This window comes from Variovorax sp. MPBD4-3, from assembly GCF_058809745.1.
Genome location: NZ_JBXASW010000049.1, coordinates 30,825 through 47,265, shown reverse-complemented (window position 1 = coordinate 47,265; position 16,441 = coordinate 30,825). Strand labels below are relative to the sequence as shown.

14 protein-coding genes are annotated in these 16,441 nt (G+C 68.9%); 11 read left to right on the top strand and 3 right to left on the bottom strand.

From position 1 onward, the window contains the following. The first annotated feature begins 57 nt into the window (after positions 1-57). The 3 genes from AC1RVW_RS23490 (at position 58) to AC1RVW_RS23480 (ending at position 3,985) form a co-directional block, all read left to right on the top strand. Positions 58-771: a 4Fe-4S dicluster domain-containing protein gene (locus AC1RVW_RS23490; RefSeq protein ID WP_493202841.1), complete on the top strand. Its 714-nt coding sequence runs from the start codon at positions 58-60 to the stop codon at positions 769-771. 4 nt (positions 772-775) lie between these two features. Beyond that, positions 776-1,708: a dimethyl sulfoxide reductase anchor subunit family protein gene (locus AC1RVW_RS23485; protein WP_493202839.1), complete on the top strand. Its 933-nt coding sequence runs from the start codon at positions 776-778 to the stop codon at positions 1,706-1,708. A 114-nt stretch (positions 1,709-1,822) separates the two neighbouring features. Continuing rightward, positions 1,823-3,985: a histidine phosphatase family protein gene (locus AC1RVW_RS23480; RefSeq protein WP_493202837.1), complete on the top strand. Its 2,163-nt coding sequence runs from the start codon at positions 1,823-1,825 to the stop codon at positions 3,983-3,985. Between the two features lie 40 nt (positions 3,986-4,025). Here the strand turns inward: AC1RVW_RS23480 and AC1RVW_RS23475 are convergent, their stop codons facing one another. From AC1RVW_RS23475 to AC1RVW_RS23465, 3 genes are all read right to left on the bottom strand, one after another. Further along, the gene (locus AC1RVW_RS23475; RefSeq protein WP_493202835.1) at positions 4,026-4,850 is read right to left on the bottom strand and encodes a hypothetical protein; all 825 of its coding nucleotides are present in this window, start codon (positions 4,848-4,850) and stop codon (positions 4,026-4,028) included. Positions 4,851-4,932: 82 nt separating this feature from the next. Continuing rightward, positions 4,933-5,463: an Lrp/AsnC family transcriptional regulator gene (locus AC1RVW_RS23470; protein WP_106937202.1), complete on the bottom strand. Its 531-nt coding sequence runs from the start codon at positions 5,461-5,463 to the stop codon at positions 4,933-4,935. An 89-nt stretch (positions 5,464-5,552) separates the two neighbouring features. Next, entirely contained in the window at positions 5,553-6,341 is a 789-nt protein-coding gene (locus tag AC1RVW_RS23465; RefSeq protein WP_493202832.1) for a DeoR/GlpR family DNA-binding transcription regulator, read from the bottom strand. Between the two features lie 225 nt (positions 6,342-6,566). Between AC1RVW_RS23465 and deoC the strand changes: the two genes are divergently transcribed. The 8 genes from deoC to AC1RVW_RS23425 all read left to right on the top strand — a co-directional run bounded on the left by deoC (position 6,567) and on the right by AC1RVW_RS23425 (position 16,333). Next, on the top strand, positions 6,567-7,634 hold the full coding sequence (deoC, locus tag AC1RVW_RS23460; protein WP_493202831.1) for a deoxyribose-phosphate aldolase: 1,068 nt from the start codon (positions 6,567-6,569) through the stop codon (positions 7,632-7,634). Positions 7,635-7,639: 5 nt separating this feature from the next. Then, the gene (locus AC1RVW_RS23455) at positions 7,640-10,081 is read left to right on the top strand and encodes an aldehyde dehydrogenase family protein (protein WP_493202829.1); all 2,442 of its coding nucleotides are present in this window, start codon (positions 7,640-7,642) and stop codon (positions 10,079-10,081) included. A gap of 126 nt (positions 10,082-10,207) precedes the next feature. Then, positions 10,208-10,660 (top strand): RbsD/FucU family protein, encoded by a 453-nt coding sequence (locus tag AC1RVW_RS23450; protein WP_493202827.1) that lies wholly within the window; start codon positions 10,208-10,210, stop codon positions 10,658-10,660. 6 nt (positions 10,661-10,666) lie between these two features. Then, positions 10,667-11,614: a ribokinase gene (locus AC1RVW_RS23445; protein WP_493202825.1), complete on the top strand. Its 948-nt coding sequence runs from the start codon at positions 10,667-10,669 to the stop codon at positions 11,612-11,614. A gap of 25 nt (positions 11,615-11,639) precedes the next feature. Further along, positions 11,640-12,692, top strand: coding sequence for an ABC transporter permease (locus AC1RVW_RS23440; protein ID WP_493202823.1), 1,053 nt, complete (start codon positions 11,640-11,642; stop codon positions 12,690-12,692). A gap of 13 nt (positions 12,693-12,705) precedes the next feature. After that, positions 12,706-13,710: a substrate-binding domain-containing protein gene (locus AC1RVW_RS23435; RefSeq protein ID WP_081271245.1), complete on the top strand. Its 1,005-nt coding sequence runs from the start codon at positions 12,706-12,708 to the stop codon at positions 13,708-13,710. Positions 13,711-13,721: 11 nt separating this feature from the next. Continuing rightward, a complete protein-coding gene (locus AC1RVW_RS23430; protein ID WP_493202821.1) occupies positions 13,722-15,299 on the top strand; it encodes a sugar ABC transporter ATP-binding protein in 1,578 nt (525 codons plus the stop codon). Further along, entirely contained in the window at positions 15,296-16,333 is a 1,038-nt protein-coding gene (locus tag AC1RVW_RS23425) for an ABC transporter permease (RefSeq protein ID WP_493202819.1), read from the top strand. The genes AC1RVW_RS23430 and AC1RVW_RS23425 overlap by 4 nt, the downstream gene beginning before the upstream one ends. The last annotated feature ends 108 nt before the right edge of the window (positions 16,334-16,441 follow it).

Genomic DNA, 16,441 nt, shown 5'->3' with positions numbered 1-16,441 from the left:
GGCGGGGGTGGGGGCATCGGCGTTGGAGCTGGAAGCCTTGTTGCATCGAAGGTCGGCGTGCCCCCACCCCGATCCTCCCCCAGAGGGGGAGGGAGCAATGCAACCCAGCGCGCAGAGCAGGGCGAAACCCTCGCCAAGCAACTCGCCCTCGTCATCGACCTCAACGTCTGCGTCGGCTGCCACGCCTGCGTCACCTCCTGCAAGCAATGGAACACCTCCGGCAGCGCAGGCCCGCTGGCCGATGAACGCCCCTATGCCGCCAACCCCACCGGCACCTTCTTCAACCGCGTGCAGACCTACGAGGCCGGCGCCTTTCCCGTCACCGAGACCATCCACTTCCCCAAGAGCTGCCTGCACTGCGAAGACCCGCCGTGCGTTCCGGTGTGCCCCACGGGCGCGAGCTACAAGCGCAAGGAAGACGGCATCGTGCTGGTCGACTACGACAAGTGCATCGGCTGCAAGTACTGCGCATGGGCCTGCCCCTACGGCGCGCGCGAACTCGACGAGGAGCGCCAGGTCATGACCAAGTGCACGCTGTGCGTGGACCGCATCTACGACGAGCAGTTGCCCAAGGAAGACCGCAAGCCGGCCTGCGTGAAGGCATGCCCCACAGGCGCGCGCATCTTCGGCGACGTGAAGGACCCGGACTCCGAAGTGTCGAAGGCCATCCGCGAGCGCGGCGGCTACCAGCTGATGCCCGAGTGGGAGACCAGCCCGGCCAACCAGTACCTGCCCCGGCACATCACGCAGCCGGCGGACGCGAAGGAGTAGCCGCATGCATCCCGCGTTCTCGATTCTTTTCTTCACCACGCTGGCCGGCGCCGCGCAGGGACTGGTGTTCGCGCTGGCGCTGGCGGTGCTGTTCGGCCTGGAACTGGCGCCGGGCTTCCTGGGCATCGCGCTGGGCGTGGCCGAGGTGCTGCTGGTGGCGGGCCTTGCCGCATCGTTCATGCACCTGGGCCGCAAGACGCGCGCATGGCGGGCGGTGCTGATGTGGCGCACTTCGTGGATGTCGCGCGAGGTCATCGTGCTGCCGGTGTTCATCGCGCTGGTGGCGTCGTGGTGGCTGTCGCTGCGGCTGGGCGCCGGCGCGCCGTGGTCGTGGCTGTTGCCGCTGCTGGTGCTGTGCGGCGCGATGCTGCTCTGGTACTGCACCGCGATGATCTACGCCTGCCTGCGCTTCATCGAGGAATGGGCGCACCCGCTGACGGTGCTCAACTTCACGCTGATCGGGCTGTCTTCGGGGCTGGTGCTTGCATGCGCGATGGCGACCCTGAGCGGCGAGGCGCGCTTCGTGCAGATATTCGGGCCATGGGCGCTCGTCGCCACGCTGGCCGCCTGGGCGGCGCGCGGCGGCGCCTTGCGGCGCAACGCGCGCCTGCGCCACAAGTCGACCTTGCAGTCGGCCACGGGCATCCGCGCGCAGAAGCTGGTGCAGAAGTCCATGGGCATGTCTGCCGGGTCGTTCAACACGCGGGAGTTCTTCCATGGCGTGTCGCTCGCGGCGCTCGGGAACATGAAGCTCGGTTTTCTGCTGCTGGCCTTCGTGCTGCCCGCGTTGCTGGCGGCATGGGGCATCGCGAGCGCGTCGGTGCTGCCGTGGCTGCTGGCGGTCGCCGTGCAGGCGCCGGGCCTGCTGGCCGAGCGCTGGTTCTTCTTCGCGCAGGCCAGGCATCCGCAGAACCTCTATTACCAGGTCGTTTCCTAGGCTTGTTGCTGTTTGCGCCACGGGTCATCGGCGCGTCATGCATGGATGGAAGGATTCGAAACTTTTGTTTCCTGCCCTTCCTCCATGTTGCCGAACCTGCCCCTTCCCCGTGCCTTGACCGGCCTGCCGTCTTCGTCCCTCGGCCTTGTTGCGCTGCTGCTGGCCTCTTGCGGCGGTGGAGGCGGCGGTGGCGGCGGCGTTCCTTTCGCGCTGCCTCCGGCCGCCACGACGCCCGCGCCCGCACCTGCCGCTTCGTCGGACGTGAGCGGTGTGGTCGTGGGAAGCTATTTCGTCAACGCGAAGGTCTGCCTCGACATCAACGCCAACGGCCGCTGCGATGCCGACGAACCCTCCACGCGCACCGACAAGCAGGGCGGCTTCACGCTGGCTGGCGCAAGCGCAGGCATCGTGGCCGAGATCGGCACCGATGCCACCGAACTCGACCCCGCCACCTCCACCTCGAAGCCCGTGACCTCGCGGCTCGTGCTGCGCGCTCCGAAAGAGGCACCGGGCGTCGTCGACTACCAGTCGACCGCCGTGGTCGCCGAAATGGAAGCCGGCGGCCTGGACTTCAAGGCGGCCAGCAGCAAGGTCGCCATCTCGGTCGGCGTGGTGGCAGCCAAGCTGCTCGGCGACTTCAACACCGAGAGCGATCCGGTGACCAAGGCCGCGCTCAAGGCCGCGTCCGACGAGGGGCTGCAGCGCATCCGCGATGCGCTTGCGTCGGCCGCCGCCGGCGACGACGTCAAGGCCGTGCTGACCGCCGCGGCCCTGACCGACCGCTACTACCAGACCAAGGCCCCGTACCGTCCGCAGCAGGACGTGAGCACCTACGAGGCGCCGCCCGCGGGCTTTGCGCCGGTCTACACCGAGATGATCGCGCGCCACGGCTCGCGCGGACTGTCCAGCCTCAAGTACGACCTGGCCGTCTACAACATGTGGGAGAAGGCACGGGACGATGGTGCGCTCACGCCGCTCGGGCAGAAGCTCGGGCCCGACGTGCTGAAGATCATGAAGGCCAACTTCCTGCTGGGCTACGGCGTGGCGGGCATCAGCACGCCTGGCTACGGCAACGAGACGCAGGTCGGCATCAACGAGCACACGCAGTTGGCGGCGCGGCTGGTGCAGCGGCTGCCGGCCTACTGGAAGCAGGTCGGCGACAGCGCCGGCTCGGCGCCCCGGCAGATCGTGACCGTCACTTCCGGCGTCGACCGCGCGGTCGACAGCGGCAACTTCTTCGTGCAGTCGCTCAAGGCGGCGCAGCCGGCGCTGGCGCCGCTCGTCACCTATCCGCCCGCACCGGCGCCTTACCCCGACACCGGCACCGCGGTGAGCCAGCCGGCCGGCACCAACCGCTTCCTGCTGTACTTCCACAAGCTGGTGAAGGCCACCGACCAGGTGACCAAGCCGGCGGACCCGCTCTACACGACCTACCAGGACAGCCAGGCCTACCAGGCCTACAAGTCCGGCGACGCCGACCTGGCCGCCAAGCAGAGCGGCCTCACCGTCACACCCGAGGCCGCGGCGGCCGGCCGGGTGCTGCTGGAGCGCCTGTTCGCCAAGAGCTTCGTCGACAAGATCGCCGACGGCAGCTACAGCTTCGCGAATACAGGCACCCGCACTTTCGCGAGCGACGACGGCAAGTTTTCGTCCAGCCTGAGCGGTGACGGCAAGACCACGATCAAGTCCCTGGGCGATGCCGGCTCGCTGCTGTACGAGCTCTACGTGATCGCGCCGGCCATGCGCAGCGAGGCCGGCGTCGACTTCGCCGCCTACATGCCCGCCGCGCAGGCGAAGTTCTTCGCCGCGCTCAACGACGGCTCCGACTTCTACGACAAGGGCCCCGGCATGACCGAGAAGGGCGACATCACTTCGCGCATGTCGCAGATCCTGGTGGACGACATGTTCAACGAGGTCGACGCCATCGCGCGCGGCGACCGCTCGCACGCCGCCAAGCTGCGTTTCGCGCACGCGGAAATCCTCATGCCGTTTGCCGTGCGCATGGGCCTGAAGGGCGTGGACCAGAGCGTGCCCAAGGCCGCCAACTTCAGCTACGGCAGCAACGCATGGCGCGGCGAGTACGTGTCGCCGATGGCGGCCAACATGCAGTGGGACGTGTATGCCGACGCCAGCGGCAAGCTGCTGGTGAAGATGCTCTACAACGAGAAGGAAACCGACTTCAAGGCCGCCTGCGACGGCGCGAAGAAGGCGGGCACCGCCCACTACTACGACTACACGGCCCTGAAGGCCTGCTACGGCCACGCGGTGGCGCAGTAGGCCTGCCTTCCGTTGCAGCGGCGGCCGGTCGCGGCTGCGCCTACTTGCGTAGCGGTTCGCGTATCGCGGCCCGCGCAAGCCGCCACGCCGCGAACAGGAACACCAACGGCAGCACGATGGTCTGCAGCACGAACAGGGCGATCAGCTTCACGATGCGCTCCGCCCAGTCGGAGGCCGACTTCAGGATCTGGTCGTACGTCGCCTTGAGGTTGGGCAGCTTCGGCAGCCAGCGTTCGACGCGGTCGCGCCAGCCTTCCTGCGCCACGGGGGCCTCCTGCGTGGCATCGACCACGGCGGTCGGCGACTTCTCGATGCCCGAGAGCGCTGCCTGGTAGTCGTTGGCCATGAACACGCGGTAGAGGCCTTCGTTGGCCACGGCCGCCAGCGGCACCGCGAAGCGCACCAGCAGCAGGCCGATCAACGCCGATTGCAGCCAGCGCGGCGAACTGCCGCGCCGCCAGCGCCACACGATCCAGGCCAGCGCCACCGCGCAGACCAGGTAAGACATGAGGTGGTGCGCGCCGATGCTCAGCAGCACCAGCTGAATGCCGAACGACACGCTGGCCGCCAGCATCACCGCCGCGAATTGCTCGATGAGTTCGTTCAGCGGCTTCAGCGCCTGCCCCGGCGCGAAGCTCACGCCCACGCCGCCCGGCGTGGCGTCGACCTGCGTGCCCTGCGCCACCGACACCACCGCGCCCAGCGCGCGTGCCGCGGCAAAGGTGGTCAGCGCGCGCTTCAGTCCGTCGTTGACCTGGGCTCGCGCGGGCGCGTCGATGGGCGCGACCCAGCAGCCGGCGAACACCAGCACGGCGATGAGCAGGAGATAGGCGCGTTGCAGCAGGAGGGGCTTGGGCAGGGGCATGGTCGAGGCGCGGTCGGGGCGGAGGATGCGGCCATTCTCCACACGGCCCCCGGCACGCCGTGCCGATACCCTTGAGCGGCGTCTAGCTTCTGCGCGACCCCGTGGCGCGCGGCTTGCCGGGGGTGCCCGGCAGCAGGTGGTCGAGCGGCAGCGCCGTTTCCGACTTGATCTCGCGCAGCACGATGCTCGAGCGCACATGCGTCACGCCCGGCAGGCTGAACAGCACCTCGTGCAGGAAGCGCTCGTAGTGCTTCATGTCGGGCACGGTCACGTTGAGGATGTAGTCCGCCGGGCCGGTGGCCGACACGCAGCGGATGATCTGCGGGCTCGCCGCCACGGCTTCTTCGAAGCGCTGCACCATCGCCTCGCTGTGGCGGTCGAGGTTGACCTCGGCCACGGCCGACACGTGCAGGCCGACCTGCTCGGGGTCGACCAGCGTGGTGTAGCCGCGAATGACGCCGGCCGCCTCCATGTCCTTGATGCGCTTCCAGCAAGGCGTGGGCGACAGCCCGATGGTCTCGGAAATCTGCTGCACGGTCTGTCGCCCGTCGTGCTGCAGCGCGGAGAGGATCTTGAGGCAGTGCTCGTCGAGTGAAACGGTGCCGGCATTCATCGCGGGATCGCAGGTAGTGGCGTCGCAGCGATTCTCACTGATCGATGTGTCCGGCCGGTGCCGTGCCGCGGCCGCCGCCGGCGCCGAAGCTATGCGTCGCGGGCGCGCGCGAATTCCAGCGGCAGGTCCTTGAACTGCTTCTTCAGCGAAGCGTCGGGCGAGCCGCCCACCACGATGCGCGCGAAGGCATCGAGCGGACTGAAGAACGCCGGGCGCAGCGTGCCGAGCTTGCTTTCGTCCACCACCAGGAAGCTCTGCGACGCGCAGCGGATGGCCGCCTGCTTCACTGGCACTTCGTGGAAGTTGGAGCAGCTCGCGCCGCGTTTCAGGTCGATGCCGCCCGCCGAGATGAAGGCCTTGCTCACGCCCAGCCTGGCGAGGTACTGCAGGCCCTCGTCGGAGAAGAAGGTGGCCGAAGAGGCGTGGTAGAGCCCGCCCATCAGCATCAGCTGCGTGTTCGGACGGCGGCTCAGCACCTGCGCAATGTTCGTGGAGTAACACGCCACGCTCAGCGGCATCTCGGGTGGCAGCGCCTCGGCGAAATGGACCATGGTGGTGCCGCAGTCGATGAACAGGCTGTCGTGCGGCTGCACCAGCCTGGCGGCGTGTTCGCAGGCCAGGCGCTTGTTGGCCGCGTGCTGGTCGCTGGCCTCGTCGAGCGAGTAGCGCTCGGCACCGGGCAGCGTGGTGGCCAGCACGTAGCCCCCGAGGGCGGAGAGGGGCGATTCGGCCGACGACAGGTCGCGGCGGATGGTCATTTCCGTCACGTCGAGCTGCAGCGCCGCCTGCTTGATCGGCAGCGGGCCGCCGGCCTCGACGAGTTCCTGCATCCTGGCCAGGCGCATGGCCCGGGCTTCGGCTCCGGCTGTTCTTCGCATGTTCGGTTTTCTCAGATCCACGTGGCGGAGTATCGGTCATGGCACGCTGGATTAATGTTTCTTGAAAAACATATTGCGCTGATAAATGTTGTTGTAATAACATTTAGGCCAACACGAACAGCATCAAGGCTGAGCAGCCACGCGGCGCAGCCCGGAGACAAAAGACATGCCCATTGCCTGCCCGCCGCAGCCGCGGCCCATGCGCCTGACCGCGCCCGCCCATCCATGACCTCCACTTCCCTCGTTCGCCCCAGCGGCGCGGTGCGCTCGCGCCCGGCGCCGCCGGCTTCTGCCAATGCGGATGCCCCGGCCTCGCCGGCGGCACCCGCGCAGGCGCATGCCGCCGCTGCCCGCAACACCGCCCAGCCGTTCGACGCGGGCTGGATCGAAGGCATCCGCTTCAACCTCTCGGCTGCGGAGCGCCGCGTGGCCACGCTGCCCGGACGCCGCTCGGTCAAGAAGGACGCGCAGGCCGGCTGGCTGCTCAAGGCGATCACCTGCATCGACCTGACCACGCTCAGCGGCGACGATTCCGCCGAGCGCGTGAAGCGGCTGTGCGCCAAGGCCGCGATGCCGGTGCGCCCGGACCTGCTGGCCGCCCTCGGCTTCGCCGACCGCAAGCTGCACACCGGGGCGGTGTGCGTGTACCACCGCTTCGTCTCGACCGCGGTCGAGGCGCTGGCGGGCACGGGCATTCCGGTGGCGGCGGTGTCCACGGGCTTTCCGGCGGGCCTGATTCCGCACGAGCTCAAGCTCAAGGAAATCGAAGCCTCGGTGCGCGACGGCGCCTCGGAGATCGACATCGTCATCACCCGCGAGCACGTGCTCACCGGCCAGTGGAAGAAGCTCTACGACGAGATGCTCGATTTCCGCCGCGCGGCGGGCGCGGCGCACGTGAAGGCGATCCTCGCGACGGGCGAGCTCAAGACGCTGCGCAACGTCGCCAAGGCCTCGATGGTCTGCATGATGGCCGGCGCCGACTTCATCAAGACCTCCACCGGCAAGGAGGGCGTCAACGCCACGCCGCTGGTCACGCTCGCGATGCTGCGGATGATCCGCCAATACGAGGCCCGCACCGGCCTGCGCGTGGGCTACAAGCCGGCGGGCGGCGTCTCCACCGCCAAGACCGCGCTCGACTACCAGGTGCTCATGAAGGAAGAGCTGGGCCGCGACTGGCTCGAGCCCGATCTGTTCCGCATCGGCGCTTCCACGCTGCTGGCCGACATCGAGCGCCAGCTGGAGCACCACATCACCGGCCGCTACTCGGCCTACAACCGCCACCCGATCGGATGAGCCCGATGAGCAGCAGCAACAACAACTCCGCCGCCGGCAGCAGCGTCGCGCGCTATTTCGACACCATGGACTACGGCCCCGCGCCCGAGAGCGACACCGACGCACGCGAATGGCTCGCGCGCCATGCCGAAGGCTTCGGCCACTTCATCGACGGGCGCTTCACGCCCGCTTCCGGCGGCGTGCATTTCGACACCGCCGAGCCGGCCACCGGCCAGCGGCTGGCGCGCGTTGCGCAGGGCTGCGCGAAGGATGTGGACGCCGCGGTGGCGGCGGCGCGCGCCGCGCAGCCCGGCTGGCTTGCGCTCGGCGGCCATGGCCGCGCACGGCACCTGTACGCCCTGGCGCGCATGGTGCAGCGCCATGCGCGCCTGCTCGCGGTGGTCGAGGCGCTGGACAACGGCAAGCCGATCCGCGAAACGCGCGATCTCGACGTGCCGCTGGCCGCGCGCCACTTCTATCACCACGCCGGCTGGGCGCAGCTGCAGGAGCGCGAGTTCGCCGACCAGGTGCCGCTGGGCGTGGTCGGCCAGATCATTCCGTGGAACTTCCCGCTGCTGATGCTCGCGTGGAAGATCGCTCCCGCGCTGGCGCTGGGCAACACCGTGGTGCTGAAGCCGGCGGAGCTCACGCCGCTGAGCGCCTTGCTCTTCGCTGAACTGGCGGCGCAGGCGGGCCTGCCGGGCGGCGTGCTCAACGTGGTGACGGGCGACGGCGCCACGGGCGCTGCGCTGGTCGCGCACGAGGGCGTGGACAAGATCGCCTTCACCGGCTCGACGGAAGTAGGGCGGCTGATCCGCGCCGCCACGGCGGGCACGGGCAAGTCGCTCACGCTGGAGCTGGGCGGCAAGTCGCCCTTCATCGTGTTCGACGACGCGGACATCGACGCCGCCGTCGAAGGTGTGGTCGACGCCATCTGGTTCAACCAGGGCCAGGTGTGCTGCGCCGGTTCGCGGCTGTTGCTGCAGGAAGGCATCGCGGACGACTTCATCGCGCGCCTGAAGCGCCGCATGCAGACCCTGCGCGTGGGCCTGCCGCTGGACAAGGCGATCGACATGGGCAGCCTGATCGACCCCACGCAGCTCGAACGCGTGCGCTCGCTGGTGGCCGCCGGCGTGCGCGAGGGCGCGACCTGCTACCAGGCGCCGGGCGAGTTGCCGCCGGGCGGCAGCTTCTTTGCGCCGACGCTGCTGACGGGCGTGCAACCGGCATCCACCGTGGCGACCGAGGAGATCTTCGGGCCCGTGATGGTGACGATGACTTTCCGCACGCCCGACGAAGCCGTCGCGCTCGCCAACAACACCCGCTACGGCCTCGCCGCCAGCGTATGGAGCGAGACCATCGGCCTCGCGCTGGGTATCGCGCCGCAGCTGCAGGCAGGCGTGGTCTGGGTCAACGCGACCAACCTGTTCGACGCGGGCGTGGGCTTCGGCGGCTACCGCGAATCGGGCTACGGGCGCGAGGGCGGAAGAGAAGGCTGCTACGAATACCTGAAGCCGCGTGCCTGGGCGCAGCGCAAGCCGCGCCTGGCAGATGTGGCCGCTGCGGTGGCAGCGAACGAAGCCGCCGCGAAGACCGGGAACGGTTCTTCGCCCGCGCTGCCCGCCATCGACCGCACCGCCAAGCTCTTCATCGGCGGCAAGCAGGTGCGGCCCGACGGCGAGCTGTCGCGCCCGGTCTTCGCGGCCGGCGGAGAGCGTGCCGGCGAAGTGGGGGTGGGCAACCGCAAGGACATCCGCAACGCGGTGGCCGCTGCGCGCGCCGCGGCGAGCTGGTCGAGCGCGACGCCGCATCGCCGCGCGCAGGCGCTTTATTACCTCGCGGAAAACCTCTCGGCCCGCGCCGGCGAGTTTGCCGCGCGCATCGCGAGCCTGACCGGTGTTGGCGCGCAAGCCGCGCAGGCCGAGGTCGACGCATCGGTGGGCCGCCTGTTCGCCTACGGCGCCTGGGCCGACAAGTACGAGGGCGCGGTGCATGTGCCGCCGCTGCGCGGCGTGGCGCTGGCCACGGTCGAGGCGATCGGCGTGGTGGGGGTGGTGTGCCCCGACGAGGCGCCGCTGCTGTCTTTCGTGAGCCTGCTCGCGCCCCTCATGGCCATGGGCAACCGCACGGTGATCGTGCCCGGCGAGAAACACGCGCTGGTCGCCACCGACTTCTATCAGGTGCTGGAGACCTCCGACCTGCCGGGCGGCGTCGTCAACCTCGTGACCGGTCCGGCCGCGAGCCTCGCGCGCACGCTGGCCGAGCACGACGATGTGGATGCGCTGTGGGTCTTCGGTGCGAAGGAACTGTCGCGCGATGCCGAGCTGCTGTCGGTCGGCAACCTCAAGCGCACGCTGGCCGACCACGGCCTTGCCACCGACTGGCACGACCCGGCCTCGGCCGAGGGCCCTGCATTCCTGCGGCACGCCACGCAGGTCAAGAACATCTGGATTCCCTATGGCGAATGAGCGGGCGGCCGTCGTGCCCGTCACACGAACCAAGGGAAATCCCCAAATAGCAAACGTTTGCGCAAACGTTTTCTTTACTTAAGATCGCAACCGCGACAGCCGTTCCAATTCGAGGAGACAGACCGCATGCTGAAGTCCATACATCCGCTGCTCAACGCCGACGTGCTCTACGCCCTGCGCGCCATGGGCCATGGCGACGAACTGGTGCTGTGCGACGCCAACTTCCCGGCCGACTCGGTCGCACGCCAGACCACGCTGGGCCGGCTGCTGCGCATCGACGGCGTGGGCACCACCGAAGCGGCGCGCGCCATTCTTTCGGTGCTGCCGCTGGACAACGCGGTGGACGACCCGGCGCGGCGCATGGAAATCATGGGCCAGCCCTACGAGATCCCGCCGGTGCAACTTGAAATGCAGCGCGAGATCGACGCGGCCGAAGGGCGCCCACGGCCGATGGGCTCCATCGAGCGCTTCGCCTTCTACGAGGCCGCGCGCCGCGCGTACTGCGTGATCGCCACCGGCGAGCGCCGCTTCTACGGCTGCTTCGTGTTCAAGAAGGGCGTGCTCGCCCCCGAGGCCTGAATCGCGATGACCGCCTTTTCCTCGCAGCAGCACGGCGTGGCCGTGCTCGGCATCTTCGTGGCCGACCTCGCCTTTCGCGCGGCCGATCTTCCGGGCGTCGGCCAGACCATCGCCGGCTCCGGCTTTGCCATGGGCCCCGGCGGCAAGGGCTCGAACCAGTCAGTGGCGGCCGCACGCGCAGGCGCGCAGGTGACCTTCATCTCCAAGCTCGGACAGGACTCCTTCGGCGCCAACGCGCTCGCACTGTGGGCGCAGGAAGGCATCACGCCGCGCGTGCCGCAGGTGACGACGCAGCCGACCGGCGCGGCCTTCATCTACGTGCACGAGGTCACGGGCGCCAACGCCATCATCGTGGTGCCCGGCGCGGCGGCGCTCATCGACACCGCCGACGTGGATGCCGCCGCCGATGCCATCCGCGGCGCCCGCGTGTTCGTCACGCAACTGGAGCAGCCCGCCGGCGCCGCGCAGCGCGGCCTGGAACTCGCGCATGCGGCAGGCACGGTCACGGTGTTCAACCCCGCGCCCGCGTTGCCCTTCGACGATGCCGTGTACCCGCTGTGCGACTACATCACGCCGAACGAGCACGAAGCCGCCGCGCTCAGCGGCATTGCCGTCGAGACCGTCGAGGACGCGCGCCGCGCTGGCGATTTCTTTCTTTCCAAGGGCGTGGGCTGCGCGCTCATCACGCTCGGAGACAAGGGCGCGCTGCTGCACAGCGCGAACCAGTCGGTGCACCTGCCCGTGTTCAACGCCGGCGCGGTGAAGGAAACGGCCGGCGCGGGCGACGCCTTCAACGGCGGCTTCGCGGCCGCGCTGGCCGAAGGCGCCTCGCCGCTGGAAGCCGCGCGTTTCGGCTCCGCCGTGGCGGCCATTTCGGTCACGCGCGCGGGCACCGCGCCGTCGATGCCCACGCGCGCCGAGGTCGACGCGCTGCTGGGCCGGGCGGCAGCCTGAACCGCGAACCGCAAAGGAGTCTTTCGTGAAATTCAGGTTCTCGGACCGCGAGCTCAACTTCCTGGTCGGCATCAACGTCGCGATCCTCGTGGTCGCCACCGTGCTTTCGAAGGGCGACTTCCTCGACGTCTACAACTTCCAGTCGATGGGCGGCCAACTGCCCGAACTCGGCCTGCTTGCCATGGGCGTCGCGCTGTCGATGATCTCAGGCAACGGCGGCATCGACCTCTCCGGCGTGGCGCTGGCCAATCTCTCGGGCGTGGTGGCTGCCACGCTGGCACCGATGCTGGTGCAGCCCGATGCATCGCCGTGGCTGTACACCGGCGCGTTCGCGGCCATTGCCATCGCGGTGGGGCTGGCGGGCGGGCTGCTCAACGGCGTGCTGATCGCGCGCGTCGGCCTCACGCCCATTCTCTGCACGCTGGGCACGCAGTTGGTCTACACCGGCCTGGCCGTGGTGCTCACCGGAGGCTCCAGCCTGCGCGTGGGCAATGCCGATCCGCTGTCGGCCATCGGCAACGAGACGGTGCTGGGCGTGCCGATTCCGTTCGCGATCTTCGTGGTGATGCTGCTGGCCATCGGCTGGCTGCTCAAGCAGAGCCCGTTCGGCATCCGGCTCTTCCTGCTGGGCACCAATGCCAAGGCGGCGCGCTACGCGGGCATTCCGCAGGGCCGCATGCTGATAGCCACGTACGCGCTGTGCGGCGTGCTGGCGGCGGTGGCGGGCGTGATCATCGCGGGCCGCACGGCCAGCGTGAAGTCGGACTACGGCAACTCCTACCTGCTGATCGCCATCCTCATCACGGTGATGGCGGGCGTGCGGCCGCAGGGCGGCTACGGGCGCATGGTGTGCCTGTTCTTCTCGGCCGTGGCGCTGCAGCTGCTGTCCAGCACCTTCAACCTGCTGGGCATTTCCAACTTCTTCCGCGACTGCGCCTGGGGCCTGCTGCTGCTGTTCTTCCTGGCATCGGCGCGCCTGAGCCTGGGCGACCTGCGCAGCTTCATTTCCGTTTCGCGCACCAGCGCACCGCCGCATCAGCCCCCTCCTGGCGCGACGCAGAGAACCACCGAGGGCTAGGAGACATACGAACATGCTGAAGAAAACCAAGATCGCCTGCACCGTGCTGGCACTGGGCACCGTGGCTTTCGCGTCGGCGCTGCATGCGCAGGGCAAGCCGCAGGACATCGTCACCGTGGTGAAGATCACCGGCATCAGCTGGTTCAACCGCATGGAAGTGGGCGTGAAGGAGTTCGGCGCGAGCACGCCGGGCGTCGCCACGCGCCAGATCGGCCCGGCCCAGTCCGACGCCGCGCAGCAGCAGCGCCTGGTGGAAGACCTGGTGGCCAAGAAGGTCGACGCGATCGCGGTCGTGTCGATGGACCCGCCCACGCTGGAGCCGGTGCTCAAGCGCGCGATGGAGCGCGGCATCAAGGTCGTCACGCACGAGGCGGACAACCAGAAGAACACCATGGTCGACATCGAGGCCTTCGACAACACGGCCTACGGCGCGCGCATCAACGAGCGCCTGGCCGCCTGCATGGGCCAGCAGGGCAAGTGGACCTCGCTGGTCGGCTCGCTGGGCAGCCAGTCGCAGGTGCAATGGGCCGACGGCGGCGCGGCTAACGCGAAGAAGTACCCCAAGATGCAGCTGGTCGACGCCAAGAACGAGTCGCTCAACGACGCCGAGAAGGCCTACGGCAAGGCCAAGGAAATGCTGCGCAAGCATCCGGACCTGAAGGGCTTCCAGGGCTCGTCCTCGCTGGACGTGCTGGGCATCGGCCGGGCGGTGGAAGAGGCCGGCCTGCAAGGCAAGGTCTGCGTCTTCGGCACCGGGCTGCCGAGCGAGGCGGCCAAGTTCCTGGAGTCGGGCGCGGTCGGCGGCATCGCCTTCTGGGACCCGAAGGACGCCGGCATCGTCATGAACAAGGCGGCCAAGATGCTGCTCGACGGCAAGACCATCACCGAGGGCACCGACATGGGTGTGCCGGGCTACAACAAGGTCTCGGTGAAGAAGGGGCCGGGCGTCGGCATCGTCGTCACGGGCCAGGCCTGGGTCGAAGTCGACAAGCAGAACTACAAGAAATACGCCTTCTGAGCCTGCGAGCCATGACCCTTGAAGCGCTCTCTACCCACGCCCCGGCCGCGCCGGCGGGGCGCCGCGTCTTTCTCGAGGTGCAGGACGTGCACAAGCGCTTCGCGGGCGTGCACGCGCTGCGCGGCATCGACCTGACCATCGAGGCCGGCGAGATCTACCACCTGCTCGGCGAGAACGGCTGCGGCAAGAGCACGCTGATCAAGATCATCTCGGGCGCGCAGCCGCCGAGCCAGGGCCGCATCGTGATCGACGGCAAGCCGTACGAATCGCTGTCGCCGCTGCAGGCGCTCGCGCTGGGCATCGAGACGGTCTACCAGGACCTGTCGCTGCTGCCGAACATGAGCGTGGCCGAGAACGTCGCGCTCAGCGAGCAGCTTGTCGCCACCGGCGGCAGGCTGGCGCGGCGCTTCGACCGCAAGGCGCTGGCGGCCACGGCCGCGCGTGCGCTGCAGGCGGTGAAGCTGCCGACCGACGCGGCGTTCCTCGCGCGGCGCGTCGACGAAATGCCCATTGCCACGCGGCAGCTCGTGGCCATCGCGCGTGCCGTGGCCACGCGCGCGCGCATGGTCATCATGGACGAACCCACCACCTCGCTCACGCAGAAGGAAGTGGACAACCTCGTGCACGTGGTGGAGGCGCTGCGCGAGCAGGGCGTGGCCGTGCTGTTCGTGAGCCACAAGCTCGACGAGTGCATCGCCATGGGCGGCCAGGCCATCGTTTTCCGCGACGGCACGAAGGTGGCGCAGGGCCCGATCCGCGACTTCACCAAGGCCGAGCTCGCACACTGGATGACCGGCAAGCACCTCGACGGCGAACGCTACCGCCACGGTTCGCACGGCGGCGAGGCGCTGCTGAAGGTGGAGTCACTGGGCCGCGGCGCGCTGTTCAGCGACGTGAGCTTCACGCTGCGCAAGGGAGAGATCCTCGGCGTGACCGGGCTGCTCGACTCCGGCCGCAACGAACTGGCGCTGGCGCTGGCGGGCGTCCAGGCCGCCGACCGCGGGCGCGTGCTGCTCGACGCACGCGAGATCACACTGAAGACGCCCACCGACGGCATCCGCCAGGGCATCGGCTACGTGCCCGAAGACCGCCTGAGCGAGGGCCTGTTCCTCGACAAGCCGATTCGCGACAACATCGTCACCGCGGTGCTCGACCGCCTGCGCGGGCGCTTCGGCGCGCTCGACGCGCGGCAGTGCCAGGCGCTGGCCGAGCGCACCGTGGCCGATCTGCAGATCGCCACGCCCGACGTGGACCGGCCGGTGCAGTCGCTGTCGGGCGGCAACCAGCAGCGCGTGCTCATCGGGCGCTGGCTGGCCATCGGGCCGCGCGTGCTGATACTGCACGGCCCCACCGTGGGCGTGGACGTGGGCTCCAAGGACACCATCTACCGCATCGTGCAGCGGCTGGCCGAGCAGGGGCTGGGCGTGATCCTGGTGAGCGACGACCTGCAGGAACTGCTGCAGAACTGCGACCGCATCCTGCTGATGCGCAAGGGCCGCATCGCCAACGACTTCGACGCGCCGGGGCTCGCCGAGAGCGATCTCTATCACGCGCTGGTTTCAGACACACCTTCTCCCGCATTCCCATGACGGCTTCCACCATGCAAGCGCATTCCGCGCCGGCCACGCCCGCGCCGCAGGCGCGGGTCTCCCTGCGCGGCTGGCTCGCGCAGCGCCCCTCGGTCTTCACGCTGGCGCTGATCGTGCTGGCGAGCCTGGCGGTCGGCGCCATCAACCCGAGCTTCTTCCAGCTGCCCGTGCTGTTCGACATCGTGCGCGCCTGCACGGTGCTGGGCCTGTTCGCGCTGGGCGTGCTGATCGTGCTGGCGGCCGGCGGCATCGACGTGTCGTTCGCAGCCATTGCCGCGCTCACCATGTACAGCATCACCAAGCTGGTGCTGAACTACTTTCCGGAAGCGCCCATCGCGCTGCTGCTGATAGCCGGTGCCGCGAGCGGCGCGGTGCTGGGGGTGCTCAACGGGCTGCTGGTGCACTGGCTCAAGGCGCCTTCGCTGATCGTGACCATCGGCACGCAGTACCTGTACCGGGGCATTCTTCTGACCTTCGTGGGCACTGTGTTCTTCATGAACGTGCCGGTGCCCATGGACGCCTTCGGCAAGCTGGCGCTCTGGCGCTTCGACACGCCGCAGGGCCTGCACGCGGTGCTGCCGGCGACCGTGCTGGTGCTCGCCTTCGCGGCGGTGCTGACATGGTGGCTGCTGAACCGCACGCTGATCGGGCGCGCGGTGTACGCCATCGGCGGCAGCCTCCCCATCGCGGAGCGGCTCGGCTACAACCTGCGCACGGTGCATGTCTTCGTGTTCGCGTACGCGGGCTTCCTGTCGGGGCTGGCGGGCATCGTGCACGTGTCGAGCACGCGGCTGGCGAACCCCTTCGACTTGGTGGGCAACGAGCTGGACGTGATCGCCGCGGTGATCCTGGGCGGCGCGCGCATCACTGGCGGCAGCGGCACGGTGGGCGGCACGCTGCTTGGCGTGGTGCTGGTCACGCTGATCAACAACGTGCTGATCATGGCCGGTGTGCCGAGCACCTGGCAGAAGGTGATCATCGGCGCGTTCATCCTGGTGGCGGGCGGCTTCTTCGCGATGCGCAGGCAGGACTGAGCGCGGCCGGTCGGGTTTTCTCGGGATTCAGGTAATAGGAGAAGAGGAACGACTTTTTCTTCCTTATAGAAGTTAATTCTTCTCCAAACAAGGGTCTGCGCTAGTGCA